The sequence below is a fragment of the Streptomyces sp. NPDC086023 genome (assembly GCF_044540325.1).
Classification (GTDB): Bacteria; Actinomycetota; Actinomycetes; order Streptomycetales; family Streptomycetaceae; genus Streptomyces.
Window position 1 is genome coordinate 662701 of record NZ_JBITRX010000002.1, and the last position, 15891, is coordinate 678591.

A 15891-nucleotide genomic window follows, 5' to 3' on the forward strand; every position below is an offset into this window, starting at 1 on the left:
GTCGCAGGCCGTGTGCCGACGGGCCACGGCTACCCAAGCCGCTGCGAACGAATCCTCACAAGATCCGTTTGCGCCAAGCGGGCGGCGAGCGCCGGGCGTTAAAGGGTTTGCGGCCTCCGGATCTGGTCTCGGACGATGGCGCCGGAACGACGAGCACGTGGAGGGGATTCGGTGAGCGGTCGGCTTCGGGCAATCGCACAGGAGAACGCGGACATCGTGGCGTCCGGCGGGTACCGGGCGCCGTCGGGGCGCGAGGTGTCCCTCGCGGCCGCCGTGGCGGGAGCCATGGCGCAAACCAGGATATATGGCCCCGAACCGGTCGCTCTTGGTGAAGGAGCGCCACGCTCGGTGCCCGGCCCCACGGTCTTCGAGGTCACGGGCGAGTCCAGCACGGTCGCGGCCCGCCGGCTGGCATCGGCCGGACGGGTGGCGGTGCTGAACTTCGCGTCCGCACGGAACCCCGGGGGCGGCTACGTACGGGGCGCCAGCGCCCAGGAGGAGGCCCTCTGCCGGGCCTCCGCCCTGTACCAGACGCTGCTGCGGGCCTCCGACTACTACGCCGTGCACCGTGCGGAACGCAGCGCCTTCTACAGCGACCGCGTGATCCACTCGCCCGCGGTGCCGGTCTTCCGGGACGACCGCGGCGCCCTCTTCGAGGACCCGTTCGAAGCCGGCTTCCTCACCGCCGCCGCGCCGAACGCCGGCGTCATCCGCGAGCAGGAGCCCGGGCGGGCCGGGGAGATCCCGGCGGCCCTGACGCGCCGCGCCGAACGCGTCCTGGAGGTCGCCGCCCGCCACGGCTACCCCCAGCTGGTGCTGGGCGCCTGGGGCTGCGGGGTCTTCCGCAACGAGCCGGCCCGGGTCGCGGCGGCCTTCCGCACCCACCTCGCCCCCGGCGCACGCTTCGGCGACACCTTCGACCGCGTGGTCTTCGCCGTACTGGACCGCTCCCCGGCCCCCCGCACGGCCTTCGCCACGGCCTTCCCGGAGGCGACCCGGGCGCCGGAGGGGGCGTAGCGGGCGCGGCCGTCACGCTCGGTACGCGCCGGTACGCCGGGCCGTCAGCACGTCGGCCCCGTCCGTACGCCGGTCCCCGTCCGTACGCCGGCCGTCAGTGCTTGCGGAGCCGGCTCGTGCGGCGGCGGGAGATGCGGGGGCGCCGGCCGGCCGCCGTACCCGCCGTGGCCAGCGCGAACGTCACCGAGATCCGCGCACCGCCCAGCTCGCTCCGGCCGATCCGCATCGCGCCGCCCGTGGCGCTGCCGGCCCGCTGCGCGATGTCCAGGCCGAGCCCGGTCGAGCCGGTGCTGCTCCCGCGGGACAGGGCCCGCTCCGGGTCCGGGATGCCCGGGCCGCCGTCCTCCACGACCAGCTCCACCGCCTGGGCCGTCCGTACGACCTGGACGCCGAACGGGGTGCCGGGCGGGGTGTGCCGGAACACGTTGCCGATCAGCGCGTCCACGACCGCCGCGATGTCGTCCTCGGACAGCCCCACCGCCGTAGGCTCCCCGGTCAGGTCGAGCGCGCAGTCCCGGCCCTGCTGCTCGGCCAGCACCGACCAGAAGGCGGTGCGCCGCCGCACCACGTCGGCCGCCTCGCTGCGCGGCCCGTCGCCGCCCGCGCCCCCGGTACGCGCCGCACGGCCCGCCCCGGCGCCGTCCGCACCCCCGGCCGGCGGCGACCCCAGCATGCCCTGGCCCATGGGACCCACCGCCAGCGGTGTGCGCGCGGCCGCGATGATGGCCTGCAGCTCCTGTTCCAGCGCGCAGACCGCAGCCTCCACCCTGGCCGACTCCGGGGTGCCGGCCATCCGCTCCGACGCCAGGTGGAGGGCGGTCAGCGGGGTGCGCAGCCGGTGGGACAGGTCCGCCACGAGCTCCCGCTCGACGGCGAGCAGCTCGGTCATCCGCTGGGCCATCGCGTTGAACGCGACGCCCGCGTCCCGCAGTTCCCGCGGGCCCATCGGCTCCACCCGCGCCTCCAGATCCCCCTGGCCCAGCGCGCGCGACGCCTGCGCCAGCCGCTTGGAGGACCGTACGACCTTGCCGGCGAGCCGGTCGGCGACCAGCACCGAACCGCCGATCAGCCCCACCGCGAGGAAGGTCATCACCGCCCACGACTCCCGGACCCCGCGGGTCAGTTCCCCCTCGGGGACGAAGTTCTCGATGACGGCGACCCGGTCGCCCGGCAGCACCACCGGCTGCAGCCGGATCCAGCCGTCCGGGATCTCCTGGGAGATCGACTCCCGGCCCTCCCGCGCCCGTTCCAGCAGGTCGGCGGGGGCCCGCGACCGGCCCAGCGCCCCGGCGTCCGGCAGGTGCACGACCAGGTGCTCGGCCCCGTCCAGGCTCGCGGCGGACTCCCGCAGCGCCGCCGGGTCCGTGGTGAGGGTGAGTACGGGAGCCAGCGCGGCGGCCTGCTGCTCGGCCACGGTCACCCCCTGCTCCCGGACCAGCGACATCACCAGCGCGGCCAGCGGTATCAGGAAGGACAGGGCGACCATCGAGGTGGCGGCGAGCGCCACACCGGCCAGGGAACGCCTCACCGCGGCGCCACCAGCTTGATGCCGACGCCGCGGACGGTCAGCAGGTAGCGCGGCGCCGCGGCGCGCTCGCCCAGCTTGCGGCGCAGCGAGGACAGGTGCACATCGACGGTCTGGTCGTCCACGTACGGCTCGCGCCACACCTCGGTCAGCAGCCGGCGCTTGGAGACGACCTGTCCCGCGTGCAGGGCCAGGAACGCCAGCAGGTCGAACTCGCGCCGGGTCAGCCGCAGCTCGACCCCGGCGAGGTACGCGGTCCGCGCACCCGGGTCCACCGACAGCTCGCCGACGGTGACGGGACGCGGCCCGCCGCCCGCGACCGGGGGGACCGGCGGTGCGGACGCCCCGCGGGGCACGGGCACCGCGGATCCCGGCCCCGTCGAGGGCATCGGGTGCACCGGAGACCGGGGTGACATCGGCGCCATGGGCGCAATCCCCGGCATCGGGGAGACGGGAGGGACGTGGCCGCTGCGTCGCAGCACGGCGGAGAGCCGGGCGACGAGCTGCCCCCCGGAGAACGGTTTCACCAGGTAGTCGTCCGCCCCCGCGTTGAGCAGCGAGATGATCTCCGCCTCGTCGTCGCGCGCCGTCGCCACGAGCACCGGCACGGAAGAAATGCCCCGGATCATGCGCAGTGCGTCCCCTCCGTCCAGATCGGGCAGCCCCAGGTCCAGGACCACCGCGTCGACGGGCGTCCGGGTGACCTCACGGAGGGCACCGAACCCGTCGCCCGTGCTCCGCACGGCGTACCCGTGCTCCGCCAGGACCTCGATGAGCGACTGGCGGATGCTGGGGTCGTCTTCCACGACGAGGACGCTGGGCATGGGGGACACCCTAGGGGGTGTCCGCAACGCGCGGCAGGCGCCCCCGGCGGGCTACGGGGTGTGGAAGGCCGGGCCGTCCTCGGTCACGTGCAGGCGTACGGGGCGGTCGGCGACCGGGATGGTGCACCCCTCCGTCGTGCTGCAGCTCGCGTAGCCGAGCAGCACCGTCGCCTCGCCCTCCGCCCCGGCGCGCACCGGCAGCGTCGTGGTGACCGGCCCGTCCGGGTACACCGGCACCGGAGCGTCCACGCCGGGCAGCGTGATGGACCGCACCGGCGACCCCGCGGTCAGCGCGCCCCGCGCCCGGAGCGCACCGGACACGGCCACCGACGTCGGCCTGCCCACCCCGTCGACGCCGCCGGCCGGCAGGGCGGTGCTGTACAGGTGGAAGCCCGGCTCCTCGGGCGTGAACACCGCCCGGAGCGTGCCCTCGGAGTCCCGCCAGTCGGTCACGGTCAGGGTGACCGTGACGCCGTTCTCGCTGAAGCGCGTCGTGGGGGCCGGGGCGGCCTGGGCGGCCGCGCCGCCGTCGGACTCGCCGGAACCGCAGCCCGCCAGCGCGGCCAGCGAGGCCAGGGACACCAGGCCGGCCGCCACGCGGGCCGCCCGGGAACGCCGTACCTGCATCGGAATGCTCATGTCTGTTCTGCCCCAAAAGTTCAAAGTTCAGGAGTTCAGGAGTTCAGGAAGGATCGGAAGAGGCGGGGGCCCACGGCAGGGTGGTGCAGGGCGGATCGGCGCCCTACAGCACCGCGGTGAAGTTCGCGCTCCACACCTGGAGCCGGTACACCAGGCCGCCCCACGCGCCCGTGGCCAGCAGCACGCCGACCAGCACGAGCATCCCGCCGCCGGCCCGCAGCACCCACGCGTAATGCCGCTTGACCAGCCCGAAGGCCCCCAGCGCCCGGCGGAAGGCCAGCGCGGCCAGCACGAACGGCAGGCCGAGCCCCAGGCAGTACGCGGCCATCAGCAGGGCACCACGCCCCGCGCTCGCCTCGGTCCACGCCAGGGCCTGCACGGCGGCCAGCGTCGGCCCGATACAGGGCGTCCAGCCGACCGCGAACACCGCCCCCAGCAGCGGCGCCCCCGCCAGCCCCAGCGTGGGCCGCCGGTGACTGCGGAACTCCCGCTGCGTGAAACCGGGCAGCAGCCCCATGAAGGACAGCCCCATGAGCACGGTGAACACCCCGAGCACCTGGTTCACCGCCTCCTGGTGGGCCAGCAGCGCCCGGCCCGCGTGACCGAACAGGGCGCCGCCGGAGACCAGTACGGCCGTGAAGCCCAGGACGAACAGCAGCGCACCGCCCGCCATACGGCCCCGGCTGCCGCCCCGCGCGTCGGCGAGGTCCGCCACCGACAGGCTCGTCACGTAGCTGAGGTAGCCCGGCACGAGCGGCAGCACGCACGGCGAGAGGAAGGAGACCAGCCCCGCGACGAACGCCACCGGGGCCGCGATGGCCAGCGTCCCGTTCAGGAGCTCCGGGGCGTCCGCGACAGCCAGGGCCGCGGGGGAGTCCGTGACCGCCGCCGACAGGCGCGCGACGGGGACGGCCGTCACGACGCCTCCTCCGCCACGCGCCGTACCAGAGGCTCCAGTTGAGCCTCGGTGACCGGACCGCCGACGGCGGCGGCGATCCGGCCCCGCCGGTCCAATACCAGCGTCGAGGGGATCGCCCCCGGGTTCAGCAGCGACGGCGGGAAGCGGAGCAGCAGCTCCCCGGCGGGGTCGTGGATGCTGGGGAACCCCAGACCGTGGGCGCGTACGAACTCCCGCGCGGCCGACCGGTCACGGTCCCGGGTGTTGATGCCGAGGAACCGTACCCCGTCACCCCGCACCCGGCCGCTCAGCCGGGCCAGGCCGTCGGCCTCCGCCCGGCACGGTGCGCACCACGAGCCCCAGACGTTGACCACCACCACCTCGCCCCGCAGCGCCCTGAGGGAGGCCGGCTTGCCGTCGAGGTCGTCGCCCGCCACGGCCGGGGCCTCCTGCCGGTCGGCCGGGTCCAGGACCGCCGCCGTGGCGGCGGTCCGTACCCCGGCGCGCGGCCCCCCGGGGCCGGCGTCCGAGCCCCCGGAGTCCGTGATGCCGCCGGCCAGCACCAGGCCGGCCGTCACCCCGAGCCCCGCCACGACCGGGACGGCCACGGAGGAACGGAGCGACCGTCTCACGACGCCCACTGGCGGAGGAAGGAGTTCAGGCCCTCGGCCGTCAGCGGCGGGTTGCCCGTGACGTGCGTGTCCGTGCGCACCGTGCCGGACGGCGACACGACGACCAGCACGGGCATCTTGTACGTACCGCCCGAGGGGCTGTACTTGCGCAGCAGACGGGAGTTGGCCGAGCTGTCACCCCCGATGTCGATCTTGACCATGTGGTACGAGGACCCGAGGATCGACGAGGTCTTCGACTGGGCGAACACCCGGTCCGCGGCCTTGCAGTTGCCGCACCAGTTCGCCCCGAAGTCAAGCAGCACCATCCGCCCGTCGCTCTTGGCAGCGCGCAGCGCCGCGTCGATCCGTGCCGTCGCGTCGGCCGTGGGGTACCCGGAGCCTGGCACCGGCGCCGGCTCGGGCGCCGCGCTCGTACGGGCCGGCTTGGCGGGCGTGCGCACCGGTGCGGCGGACTTGGCCGGGGCGCGCTTCGGTGCGGGGGAGGAGGGACGTACGGACGGGGCCGCGGACGCGGAGGCGGACGCCGACGCGGAGGCCGGGGCGCTCGGGGAGGCCTCGGTGGACTCCGGCGTGGACCCGGCCGCGGCGTCGGCCGCCGAGCCCGAGCCGTCCGAGGTCTCCACGGCCGCGGGCGGCGCCGCGGATCCGGCGGACTCCGAGGCCGGACCGCACGCCGCGGTCAGGGCCGCCGCGACCACGGCGGCGGCGACCAGCGGCAGCCGCCGGGTGCGGGCGCCGGAAGCGGCGCGGACGGCTCGGAGCGTGCGGGAACGGCGAGAACTCATGGCGAAGCACCCCAGGGGACGGTGGGACGGTGGAACGCGGGAAGGGCGGGACGGCCCTCCGGCACGTGGAGCCGGCGGCGCGACGGTGCGCCGGGGTGTCGTACCCGGCGAACGGAGGCCGCTCGGCTGACGGCGAGCATAGGACCGCCGGACGCCCCTGCAGCCGCCTCGGAGCGATCTTGAGGTTGCCCTAAGGAACAGCTCAGCTTCCGCTTCGCCGGAGCGCGGGCCGGAGCGCTGATCGGATCGCGCGTACGGACACGAAACCGGCAAAGGGGACTTGGCCGGTCCGCCCGGTCAGGTGGTCAGGAGGACGACTCGCGGACGCTCGCCCGCGCCCGCGGGTCGACCGTGGCCGTGATGACCGACTCGTGGTCGGAGCCGGTGAAGGTCACCGTGAGGGTGTCGTCCGCCGTCTGGGAGGTGGCGGCCTTGAAGCCGGGGGCGGGCACCGCCGAGATCAGGCAGACGCCCTTCGAGCCGTACCGCACGGTGACCTTGCCGCCCTGCGACGGGACGGTGTGCAGGCCCGCCCCGCCCGTGCAGTCGACGGGGGCGCTGGGAGTGGCGGAACGCGTGGGCCTGGGCGAGGGGCGGCGCGGGGTGGGGGCGGCGGACGAGGCGGACGGCCGCGGCGCCGCCGTGGGCGTGCCGCTCACCGGGCCGCTCGGTGAGACCGAGGCGGGCGCGCCGTCCAGGATCGCCTGCCAGGTCGGGGGCGTCTCGATGACGTCGGGCGCGGAGCGGGCCACGGGCGGGGTGTGCCGGGTCGTGCCGACCACGAACTGGACCGTGGCGAGCACGGCCGTCACGCTGGCGGCCGTGCACGACAGCCAGATGAGCAGGTAACGCGGGAAACGGGGCACGGCCCCATAGTGGCCGAGGCCCCGGCCGCCCCGTCACCGGCCCCCCTCCGGAACGCGGGACGCCCGGAACGCCGACGTCCCCCGGCCCGCGCAGGGGCCGGAGGACGTGGGGGAGCGCGCCTGGGGGTGTTTCGGGCGCCAGGGAACGTCTGTGGGGATGAGGGCCTTGGCCCGGGACTACCTCGGGGTGCCGAAGTTCTGCGTCCACCAGGGGCCGCCGTCGCCCTTGTGCACACCTATGCCGATCTCCCGGAAGCTGCAGTTGAGTATGTTCGCGCGGTGGCCGGGGCTGTTCATCCAGGCCTTCATGACCTCGGCGGCGTCCGACTGGCCGCGGGCTATGTTCTCGCCCAGGCCCGACCAGGCGTACCCCGCGTCCTCCACCCGGCTGGTCATGGTGGACCCGTCGGGGCCGGTGTGGGACATGACCCCGCTGCGGGCCATGGTGTCGCTGTACTTGCGTGCCGCGGCGGTCAGCCTGTCGTTCGCGGTCAGGGCGCCGCAACCAGCCGCCGCCCGCTCCTTGTTGACGATCTCCAGCACGGCGGACTCGGTCGCGCCGTCGGCGGTGCCGGACCCGCCCGAGCCGCCGGACCCGCCCGAACTGCCGGACCCGCCCGAACTGCCGGAACCACCGGAGCTTCCCGATCCGCCGCCCACGGTCCCGGCCGGCTTGCGGGCGGGCTTCGCGGACTTCGACGGCTTGGCGGGCTTGGCCGATGCCGACGGTGTCGGAGTGGCGGAAGCCGTCGGCGTGGCCCCCGCGGCTCCGGGCGTCGCCGAGGAGCCGGCCCCCGGCGTGGCCCCGCCGCCCGCACCGGACGTGCCGGCGCCGGGCGCCGAACCGGCCCCCGCCGCGTCACCGGCGGCGGCCTTCGCGGCCGCCGGGCCGGACGCGCCGTCGGCCCGCGCATCCGCCCCGCCGTCCCCGCCGGCCCCGGCCACCGCCACCCCGACGGCCACGACCGTGGCCGCCGCGGTGACGGACAGGACGACGCGCGTACGCATCCGCCGCTTCTGCCGGGCCTCGACTCGGGACAGGGGTTCGGAAGTTCTGCTCGGGCTCATGCCGGTCGCACCTCAAAGGGGGAGGAATGGAGGGGAGTTCCTCCGACCCTAGGACCCCGACCAGCCAAAAGGCGCTGCCGGAGGCGTACTTAAGGTTCCCCTCAGGAACCCCGCAGGACCGGCACAGGACGAACCCGGCATACGGCCCGTCCGGACCGCCGGCACACGGCCCGTCAGGACCAGCCGTAGCGCTCCCGCAGCCGCCCGATCACCCGGTCGAACCGCCCGCGGTCCAGCGCGCACGCCTCGCGCCGCATCCCGGCCTCCGTCACGCGCAGCACCCGGTCCACGTCCACCCAGGACTCGCGCCCCTCCCGGTCCCAGGGCCCGGCACCGATCGCCACCCACTCCCGGTCGTGGTCGTGCCGCTTGCTGGACAGCTGGACCGCCAGCAGCGTCCCGCCCGCCTCCCGCGCCACCACCAGCACCGGCCGGTCCTTGCCCCGCCCGTCGTTCTCCTCGAACGGCACCCAGGTCCACACGATCTCGCCCGGATCGGGATCCCCGTCGTACGCGGGGGAGTACTCGGTCCGCACGGGCCCGGTCGTGAGGGGGTCCACCTCGGCCGTGGCGGTGAGCCCACCCCGGCCTGGTTGCTCTGTGTAGCCGCTGCTCTGCTGCGAAAGTGCCTTCATTGCGGGGAGATTACTGGTTTCCCGGCGTGAAGGACAGCCGCGGCGATCACACTCCGCATTCACCGACCGCACCCCCACGGCTGCGGTTCAAGGCGGGCCATGCCGCAGTGCGGCGGCCGCGGTGGCCGCCGCACGTGGCGTCATCGGACCCCGCCCGCCCTCACCGGCACACGCAAATTTGGCATGTGTTTAATTGAAGAAGTCTTCAACTTGTGGGCATGCTGAGCCCGGACTGTCGGGGCCGGTCAGAACTCCAGTTGGGCTTCGATGCGGCTGAGCTGATGGCGGGCCATGGCCAGGTTGGACTTCGCCTTGTCCAGGACGAGGTAGAGGAACAGCCCGCTGTTGCCGCGGCCCTTGAGGAGCCGGATGAGGTGGTACTGGCTGCCGAGCGTGATGAGCACGTCGACGATCTCGTCGTCGAGACCGAGGAGTTCCATGGTGCGCGTCTTCGCGCGGATCACGTCCGTGTTGCCTGCCGCGGCTACCGCCAGGTCGAGGTCCTTGTCGCCTCCCATCGTGCCCAGCGCCATGCCGCTGGTGTAGTCGACCAGGGCGGCACCCAGGCTGCCCTCGATCGACGTCACGATCTCCTTGAGGGAGGTTTCTATGTTGGCCATGACTTCTTCCTCACTTCTCGTGGCACTTGCATCCGACAAGTGCCTGTCGGTTGCGTGACGAAGAGACTACGCACCGTGGGCGAGGGCGGAGCCGGAATCGCAGTCTTCGTGATGATTTACGGGAGATTGTGGTACGGCGTCTTCATGGGGCCGCCGCCCCGGCGGGCGGGCACCGGCTCCGAGAGGCGCGCGAAACCTGCCCCCGCGAGGCAACCTCCAAATCTTGCTCAAGGCCGGCCCGGAGCGCGGTATCCGGACTCGGTGCGAGGGCTAGTTTGTCCGGACATGAGTGGTGATCGTGACTGCGGATCCGGGGTGTTCGGGGGACGGCGCCGCCTGGCGCGTGCGGGGCTCGGCGGGGTGGCGGCGCTGGCTGCCGGGCTGGTGTGCGGGCCGCTGGCGGCGTCCGGCGCGCGGACGGAACCGGCGGCCGGCGGTGGGCTGCGGCCGTCGGGGCCCGTGCGGGCGTGGCGAGAGCTGGCGGCGGGGAACGCGCGGTGGCGGACCTTTCACGAGAGCCATCCGGACCGGGCCCGCGCCGTGCGCAGAGCCTTGGTGGGCGGGCAGCATCCCTTCGCGGTGGTGCTGGGGTGCGTGGACTCCAGAGTGCCGCCGGAGCTGGTCTTCGACCAGGGGCTGGGAGACCTGCTGACGGTGCGGTCGGCGGGTGAGGTCCTGGACGAGGCGGTGCTGGGCAGCATCGCCTACGGGGTGCTGGAGCTTGCGGTCCCGCTGATCGTCGTCCTGGGCCATCAGGGGTGCGGGGCGGTCACCGCCGCCGTCCACGCCGACGACGGCGCGGAGCTTCCGGCCCACATCCGCTTCCTGGCGGACCGGATCCGCCCGGCGATCGACCACCGGCTCCAGGGCGAGGCGCGAGTGGACGCGGCGGTCACTGAACACGTGCGCCGGGTGCGGGCCCGTCTGGCCGCCGAGCCGGACCTCGCCGCCCGGATCGCCGACGGTCGCCTCGCGGTGGTCGGCGCCCGGTACGAGCTGACCAGCCAGCGGGTGCACAAGGTGTCCTGACCGGCCCCGGAACCGGTTCCGAGGGGCCGGGCACGGCGGTGCGATCCGGCTGCCCGACCGCGTACCGCGGCCGGTGAACCTCCGGCGGACCCACACCGGCTAGACTTGCAGAGTTATGCAATTTACTAGTTTTGGATGCGGTGGACGGGGGTCGCGGTGTGGCCGGGTTCGAGGAAGCGGCGCTGGAACGGGTCCGCGTCGCGCGGGCTCGGCTCCAGGCTGCACGGGCAGCTGACGACGCCTTCGAGGAGGCCCAGGCCGCGGAGGAGCTGGACGACGCGTTGCGCGTGGCCCACGATCACGGCGTGGCCACCGGCGACGAGAGCAGCCGGTGATGGCCCGCCACCCCGGCGGGCAGTCGGCCGCCCAGGTGCGGAATCGCACGTGGACGGCACCGCCCGGTCCTCGTCCGACCGGTCGTCACCCAGCCGGGTACCAGGAAGGAAGGCGCATCATGACGGACGACCTGCCCGAGAAGGACACGGCCGCGGATCACGAGAAGTGGAAGGAGAGGGGCGTCGCGATGCGGGCCTTCTTCTACATCTTCGGCACGCACCTGTTCGCCGGGTTCGTCTGGTTGCTGTTCCACCTCGGGCAGCACGCCCAGAAGTGACACCGGAGCCGCCACACGGCGGCACGTCGCTCAGCCGTGGCGGCCGGCCTTGAGGTCGGCCAGGAGTTCCGCCTGCCCTTCCAGGAGGCCGGTCAGGATGCCGCGGGCGACCCGCAGCAGCTCGGCGATCTGGGGGTGGGTGAGGCTGTAGTACACGTTCGAACCTTCCCGGCGGGTGGCCACCAGGTTCGCCTTCCGCAGGACGGCCAGCTGCTGCGACAGGCTCGCGGCTTCCACCTCGACCTGGGCCAGAACCTCGGCGACGGCGTGCTCACGTACGGACAGGAGCTCCAGCACGCGGATGCGGAGCGGGTGCCCCAGCGTCTTGAAGAAGTCAGCCTTCAGCTGGTACAGCGGTGTGCTCGCCTGCGTAGCCCTGCCGTGACCGCCCGTCTCGCCCACCCGGAACCGCTCCTTCGCCGAGGCATCTGTCCGCCCCTCTTCACGCCTTGTGACCTCCACAATTGCAGACGCCTGCAACTCGCGCGCCCTGCGGGGCGCCGTTCATGACGTGCCTGACCGTGCCGCCTGCACCGTGGGCGGCCAGGGCGTGGGCGAGGCCACAGTGGACGGGCACGGGCGGGCAGGTGGCGTCGGGTACGAGGGAGCCGTCGGCCGGTATCGCGGCGAGTTCGAGCCGGCAGCCGCGCTCGGCGAGCCGGCGGGCGGCCTGGGCGACCGCGATCTGCCCGCCGGCCGACCAGCCCAGCGGCCCGGTCAGGTCGAGGATCACCGGTCCGGTGCCCAGGGCGAGGGCCCAGCCGACGGCCCCGGTGAACCGGTCGGGGCATCCGCGCCGAGTTACCCCGCCAGGGACAGCACACTCAGGTCCTGGCGTGTCGTGTAGCGCCATTCGATCGTCGTTGTCAGCTCCCCGGCTTCACAGGGGAAGGGTGATCCAGATGGCTTTGCCCCGCCCGTCCGCGTCCGCCCGTACGACGGCGGTGCCTCCGAGCTCCATCGTCAGCTCCACCACCATGGCCAGGCCGCTGCCCGGGGCGGTGGCGAGCGCCCCGAACAGGGCGGGCTGGTAGGGGTGCCGGTCGTGCACGGCGAACGCGAACGCCCCCGGCCCGTGCGCGTAGGTCACGGTGATCATCGGCGAGGTCGCGGCGGCGTGGCGGACGACGTTGGTGACCAGCTCGGCCAGGATCAGCAGCGCCGGACCAACGTTCGGATGGCGAAGTCCCACCCCGCATTCGACGAGGACGAGTTCGGTGGTCTCGCGGGCGATGCGGACGGCCGAGCCCGTGGCCGGTACGTCCAGCACGTGCCGGTACGGCATCGCCGGGGCCTGGACGCTCACCGGCCCGCCCCGGACGCCGGACGGGCCAGGCGGAACCCGGACACCTGGTGCGGGTGCAGCCGCAGCAGGGTGTCGTGCGGACCGTGGGCCCAGCCGCGCAGAGTACGCCGGTAGTGGGCGGCCTCGTCCGGGTTGGTGATGACGTCGGCAGGGCCGTGGGCGCTGACCGTCCAGCCGGTCCCGGCCGGGGCGCGGATCTCGTCGACCTGGTAGGTCAGCAGGGCCCGGCCGGGGACCGCGGCGGCCTGCACGGGGGCGCGGACGATGAGGCGTCCGTACTCCATGACGTGCATGGCGGGGCGGATGACGGCAAGCTCCCGTTGGACGTAGACGAGTCGGCCCTGGGTGGAGCCTTCGAGGAGCCAGAGGGCCTCGGTGCCCGAGACCTCGGTCATGCGCAGGTCGGCGGGGATGGTCATCGTGCTCTCCGGGTGCGGTGGCGTCGGTGGTGCGGTCGGGGCAGCAGCCCGCCTGTTCCAGCTGCTTGCGGGCGCCGGCGATCACGGTCGGCCCGGGCCGGCAGCACGGAACGGATCCGGCCGTGCACGGCCTCCACAGACGTGCTCACGCTCACGAGGCCGGGACCCCGGACTCGCGGAGTTCCTCCAGCAGCTCGCTCCGCCCGGTCAGGACCTCGGTCAGGATCCGCCGCGCCGCCAGCATCAGCTGCGCGACGTCCCCGCCCGCCAGGGCGTAGACGACCGTCGCACCGTTACGGGTCGACGTGACGATCCCCGAACGGCGCAGGACCGCGAGCTGCTGCGACAGCGCGGAGGGCTCGACCTCGATCGCCGCCAACAGGTCCCGCACCGGCATCGGCCCGCCCTGCAGCAGCTCCAGAACCCTTATCCGCACCGGGTGCCCGAGCATCCGGAAGAACTCGGCCTTCGCCTGATACAGCGGAACCGGCACGGTCTCGCACCCTTCTCGCCACCCCGAACGGGGCAAACGCCTGGTGCCGTATCCGTGGCTGCCCACGGATACAGCAATCACAGCATCTATGAAATTGCAGACTTCTGCAATTTATGGAAGCTGCGAAACACCCGGGCGGCGGTGCTGACGCCGTGCGATGAGGCCGGCCGGGAGCCGACAGCGCCTCCCCCGGGCGTCCCGCTCGGCGGAGCGGGTGCCGGACGGTACGGACCGGCCGGTCCCTGGCGGGGTGGGTGGGGGACCGGCCGGTCCGGGCTGGGGCCTGTCAGGCGGGGGCCGTCAGAGCCAGCCGTCCAGGGAGGTCATGAAGCCGTCGAAGTCGTCGCGGTGGATGGTGTGTCCGGCGCCCGCGACCGTACGTACCTCGAAGCCCCGCTGCCTCAGCAGCGCCGACCGCTCGGCGTCGATCAGGAAGCTCGGGTCAGCGAGCTGGACCAGCGACGGCACGACGGGCGCGGCCGGCAGCAGGTCGGTGCCGACGAGCGGGCCCAGGCAGTGCGCGGTGGCCTCGTCCCAGAGGGCGAGGGTGGCCAGTTCGACGTCGATGTCGGTCTCCTCCCAGCGCGGGTTCATCAGCCGGACGGACTCCCGGGTGGCCTCCGTCTTGAACCGCGCGAACATCTCCGGGCCGAAACCCTCCTGCGGGAGCGCCAGGTGCCAGGCCGGATCCGAGTACACGGCCCGCTTCGGCGCCAGCCGCTCGACGGCGAGCTGCAGGGTGAGGCCGCCCAGCGAGTGCCCGATGGCCAGGTCCGCGCCGGTGGGCAGGGTCTCGACCACGTCGTCGGCGAACAGCGCCGGGCTGTACGCGCCGCGCCCGCTCCTGCCGTGCCCGCGCAGGTCTACGGCGATGACCCGGTAGCCGCGCCCGGCCAGCGCGGGCCCGACCCGTCGCCAGGTGCGGTGGTCGGCCATGATGCCGTGGACGAGCAGGGCGACGCGGTCGCCGTCGCCCCAGGTGTGGGTGTGCAGCTGCACGGTGGTGCCTCTTTCGGTTGCTGTGGGGTGGGGTCGGCCGGGTGAGGAGAGCGGGCGGGGCGGCGCACCGAGCGGGTCAGCGCACCGAGCGGATCGGCTTCACGGCCAGTGCGCCCGCCACCGACAGCACCGCCGCCACCAGGAACAGTGCGGTGTAGCCGCCGCTCACGGACACCACGACCGAGGCGATGAACGGGGCGATGATCTGCGGGCCGGCATTGGCGATGTTGAGCACGCCCATGTCCCGTGCGGCGTCCTCCGCGGCCGGCAGCACCATGGTCACCAGCGCGGTGTCGACCGCCATGTAGCAGCCGAAGCCGAGGCCGTTGACGACCGAGAAGGCCAGCATGGCGGTCCAGCCGGTGGAGAACGCGGGGATCAGCAGCGCCAGCGCGGACAGCAGGGCCGAGGCGCCGACGAACAGCTTGCGCCGGTCGAAGCGGTCGGAGAGGTAGCCGCCGAGGACCGTGGAGAGCACCATGGCCACGCTGTTCAGGGGCATCAGCAGCGCCACCGCCTCCTCGGGCTCCATGCCCTCGGGCAGCGCGGTGTGGTCCTGGAGGATGTACAGCTGGTACGCGCTCACCGCGAAGTACCCGAGGACGAGGAGCGCGCGGCCGATGAACGCCCACCGGAAGTCGTGGTCCCGCAGGGCCGCGGTGAACGCGGCGAGCTGGGCCCGTACCGGCATCGGCGCCCGGGCCGGCAGGCGTTCCTCCCTGGTGCAGGCCGTGAACAGGACGGCGGCCCCGGCCGTGATCGCGCCGAACACCAGGTAGCCGGTGCGGAAGTCGTCGGAGAACGCGGCGCCCAGCAGGGCGCCGATCGTCGAGCCGAACGGCAGGCCGAGCCCCACGGCGGCGGAGGCCCTGCCGCGCGCCGACACCGGGACCCGGTCGGGCACGACGGAGGTGATGGCGGCCTGGTATACGTTCATGACCGCCTGCCCGAGACACCAGGCGATCATGATCAGCAGGATGGTGTCGGCCAGTCCGAGCAGGAACATCGCGGGGAGGGCGAGCAGACCGCCGCCGAGGACCCAGGGGTTGCGCCGTCCCGAGCGGTCGGACAGTGCGCCCGCGACCGGGTTGAAGACGGTCGCGAAGATCGCGGAGACCCCTCCGATCAGGCCGAAGTTGGCCACCTTGTGCGCGGGGTCGATCTCGGCGACCTGGAGCGCGAGCAGGACGCCCGCGACGCCGATGTACAGGGCGTACATCGCGGTGTTGCCGACCAGCAGCAGGGGGAGCAGCCCGCGTGCGGGGCGGGACGGGGCGGCGGTGGCCTCGGACGTGCCGGTGCCGGGGGAGGAAAGGGCCACGGTGCCCTCCAGGGCAGGGGGAGTGTGCGGATGAGGGCGCGCCGCTGCCGGGTCATGGGTGACATTGCAATGGCGCGGGATACGCGTGGTGCGGGGGCGGCGATGTGCCACGGTCCAAGGGCTGGTTACACGTGTCAATGACTCGTGTAACCACTGTGTAGCATTCGTTTCCGGCCATCCGCTAGACCCCGGACCCGACCGG

At 73.8% G+C, this 15891-nt stretch carries 21 protein-coding genes; 4 read left to right on the top strand and 17 right to left on the bottom strand.

Annotated elements, in window-relative coordinates; all coding sequences use genetic code 11:
- Positions 1-171: 171 nt before the first annotated feature.
- The gene (locus ACIF6F_RS06295) at positions 172-1017 is read left to right on the top strand and encodes a TIGR02452 family protein (protein WP_399941919.1); all 846 of its coding nucleotides are present in this window, start codon (positions 172-174) and stop codon (positions 1015-1017) included.
- 94 nt (positions 1018-1111) lie between these two features.
- On the opposite strand, the gene ACIF6F_RS06300 is transcribed toward ACIF6F_RS06295, so the two are convergent.
- From ACIF6F_RS06300 to ACIF6F_RS06345, 10 genes are all read right to left on the bottom strand, one after another.
- Complete coding sequence (locus tag ACIF6F_RS06300) at positions 1112-2545, bottom strand: ATP-binding protein (RefSeq protein WP_399941922.1); 1434 nt, start codon at positions 2543-2545, stop codon at positions 1112-1114.
- Positions 2542-3366: a response regulator gene (locus tag ACIF6F_RS06305; protein ID WP_399941924.1), complete on the bottom strand. Its 825-nt coding sequence runs from the start codon at positions 3364-3366 to the stop codon at positions 2542-2544. Before ACIF6F_RS06305 ends, ACIF6F_RS06300 begins: the two co-directional genes overlap by 4 nt.
- 51 nt (positions 3367-3417) lie before the next feature.
- Positions 3418-4005, bottom strand: a complete 588-nt coding sequence (locus ACIF6F_RS06310; protein WP_399941927.1) for a hypothetical protein — start codon at positions 4003-4005, stop codon at positions 3418-3420.
- Between the two features lie 103 nt (positions 4006-4108).
- Positions 4109-4924, bottom strand: a complete 816-nt coding sequence (locus ACIF6F_RS06315) for a cytochrome c biogenesis CcdA family protein (RefSeq protein ID WP_399941930.1) — start codon at positions 4922-4924, stop codon at positions 4109-4111.
- Positions 4921-5535 carry a TlpA family protein disulfide reductase gene (locus tag ACIF6F_RS06320; protein ID WP_399941933.1) on the bottom strand — a complete coding sequence of 205 codons (615 nt, stop codon included), beginning with the start codon at positions 5533-5535 and terminating at the stop codon, positions 4921-4923. Before ACIF6F_RS06320 ends, ACIF6F_RS06315 begins: the two co-directional genes overlap by 4 nt.
- Positions 5532-6320, bottom strand: a complete 789-nt coding sequence (locus ACIF6F_RS06325; protein ID WP_399941935.1) for a thioredoxin family protein — start codon at positions 6318-6320, stop codon at positions 5532-5534. The genes ACIF6F_RS06320 and ACIF6F_RS06325 overlap by 4 nt, the downstream gene beginning before the upstream one ends.
- 305 nt (positions 6321-6625) lie before the next feature.
- Positions 6626-7186: a hypothetical protein gene (locus ACIF6F_RS06330; protein WP_399941938.1), complete on the bottom strand. Its 561-nt coding sequence runs from the start codon at positions 7184-7186 to the stop codon at positions 6626-6628.
- Positions 7187-7363: 177 nt separating this feature from the next.
- Positions 7364-8254: a CAP domain-containing protein gene (locus ACIF6F_RS06335; protein ID WP_399941940.1), complete on the bottom strand. Its 891-nt coding sequence runs from the start codon at positions 8252-8254 to the stop codon at positions 7364-7366.
- Positions 8255-8427: 173 nt separating this feature from the next.
- Positions 8428-8889: a type II toxin-antitoxin system PemK/MazF family toxin gene (locus ACIF6F_RS06340; protein WP_399941943.1), complete on the bottom strand. Its 462-nt coding sequence runs from the start codon at positions 8887-8889 to the stop codon at positions 8428-8430.
- Between the two features lie 245 nt (positions 8890-9134).
- Positions 9135-9509, bottom strand: coding sequence for a hypothetical protein (locus tag ACIF6F_RS06345; protein ID WP_399941946.1), 375 nt, complete (start codon positions 9507-9509; stop codon positions 9135-9137).
- Positions 9510-9794: 285 nt separating this feature from the next.
- Between ACIF6F_RS06345 and ACIF6F_RS06350 the strand changes: the two genes are divergently transcribed.
- From ACIF6F_RS06350 to ACIF6F_RS06360, 3 genes are all read left to right on the top strand, one after another.
- Positions 9795-10538, top strand: a complete 744-nt coding sequence (locus tag ACIF6F_RS06350) for a carbonic anhydrase (RefSeq protein WP_399941948.1) — start codon at positions 9795-9797, stop codon at positions 10536-10538.
- A gap of 140 nt (positions 10539-10678) precedes the next feature.
- Complete coding sequence (locus ACIF6F_RS06355; protein ID WP_399941951.1) at positions 10679-10873, top strand: hypothetical protein; 195 nt, start codon at positions 10679-10681, stop codon at positions 10871-10873.
- A 119-nt stretch (positions 10874-10992) separates the two neighbouring features.
- A complete protein-coding gene (locus ACIF6F_RS06360; protein WP_399941954.1) occupies positions 10993-11151 on the top strand; it encodes a DUF6126 family protein in 159 nt (52 codons plus the stop codon).
- Positions 11152-11181: 30 nt separating this feature from the next.
- On the opposite strand, the gene ACIF6F_RS06365 is transcribed toward ACIF6F_RS06360, so the two are convergent.
- The 7 genes from ACIF6F_RS06365 to ACIF6F_RS06395 form a co-directional block, all read right to left on the bottom strand.
- Positions 11182-11553: an ArsR/SmtB family transcription factor gene (locus ACIF6F_RS06365; RefSeq protein ID WP_399941956.1), complete on the bottom strand. Its 372-nt coding sequence runs from the start codon at positions 11551-11553 to the stop codon at positions 11182-11184.
- 40 nt (positions 11554-11593) lie between these two features.
- Entirely contained in the window at positions 11594-11884 is a 291-nt protein-coding gene (locus ACIF6F_RS06370; protein WP_399941959.1) for a hypothetical protein, read from the bottom strand.
- Positions 11885-12031: 147 nt separating this feature from the next.
- Entirely contained in the window at positions 12032-12436 is a 405-nt protein-coding gene (locus tag ACIF6F_RS06375) for an ATP-binding protein (RefSeq protein WP_399942209.1), read from the bottom strand.
- 17 nt (positions 12437-12453) lie between these two features.
- Positions 12454-12876, bottom strand: coding sequence for a pyridoxamine 5'-phosphate oxidase family protein (locus ACIF6F_RS06380; protein WP_399941963.1), 423 nt, complete (start codon positions 12874-12876; stop codon positions 12454-12456).
- 151 nt (positions 12877-13027) lie between these two features.
- Positions 13028-13369: an ArsR/SmtB family transcription factor gene (locus tag ACIF6F_RS06385; RefSeq protein WP_399941965.1), complete on the bottom strand. Its 342-nt coding sequence runs from the start codon at positions 13367-13369 to the stop codon at positions 13028-13030.
- A gap of 300 nt (positions 13370-13669) precedes the next feature.
- Positions 13670-14368 (bottom strand): alpha/beta fold hydrolase, encoded by a 699-nt coding sequence (locus ACIF6F_RS06390; RefSeq protein WP_399941967.1) that lies wholly within the window; start codon positions 14366-14368, stop codon positions 13670-13672.
- Between the two features lie 76 nt (positions 14369-14444).
- A complete protein-coding gene (locus ACIF6F_RS06395; protein WP_399941969.1) occupies positions 14445-15689 on the bottom strand; it encodes an MFS transporter in 1245 nt (414 codons plus the stop codon).
- Positions 15690-15891: the final 202 nt, after the last annotated feature.

Coding starts and splice junctions, on each gene's coding strand:
- ACIF6F_RS06350 (WP_399941948.1), top strand. CDS start 9,795: ATGAGTGGTGATCGTGACTGCGGATCCGGGGTGTTCGGGGGACGGCGC.
- ACIF6F_RS06340 (WP_399941943.1), bottom strand. CDS start 8,889: ATGAAGGCACTTTCGCAGCAGAGCAGCGGCTACACAGAGCAACCAGGC.
- ACIF6F_RS06345 (WP_399941946.1), bottom strand. CDS start 9,509: ATGGCCAACATAGAAACCTCCCTCAAGGAGATCGTGACGTCGATCGAG.
- ACIF6F_RS06335 (WP_399941940.1), bottom strand. CDS start 8,254: ATGAGCCCGAGCAGAACTTCCGAACCCCTGTCCCGAGTCGAGGCCCGG.
- ACIF6F_RS06360 (WP_399941954.1), top strand. CDS start 10,993: ATGACGGACGACCTGCCCGAGAAGGACACGGCCGCGGATCACGAGAAG.
- ACIF6F_RS06380 (WP_399941963.1), bottom strand. CDS start 12,876: ATGACCATCCCCGCCGACCTGCGCATGACCGAGGTCTCGGGCACCGAG.
- ACIF6F_RS06305 (WP_399941924.1), bottom strand. CDS start 3,366: ATGCCCAGCGTCCTCGTCGTGGAAGACGACCCCAGCATCCGCCAGTCG.
- ACIF6F_RS06375 (WP_399942209.1), bottom strand. CDS start 12,436: ATGCCGTACCGGCACGTGCTGGACGTACCGGCCACGGGCTCGGCCGTC.
- ACIF6F_RS06310 (WP_399941927.1), bottom strand. CDS start 4,005: ATGAGCATTCCGATGCAGGTACGGCGTTCCCGGGCGGCCCGCGTGGCG.
- ACIF6F_RS06325 (WP_399941935.1), bottom strand. CDS start 6,320: ATGAGTTCTCGCCGTTCCCGCACGCTCCGAGCCGTCCGCGCCGCTTCC.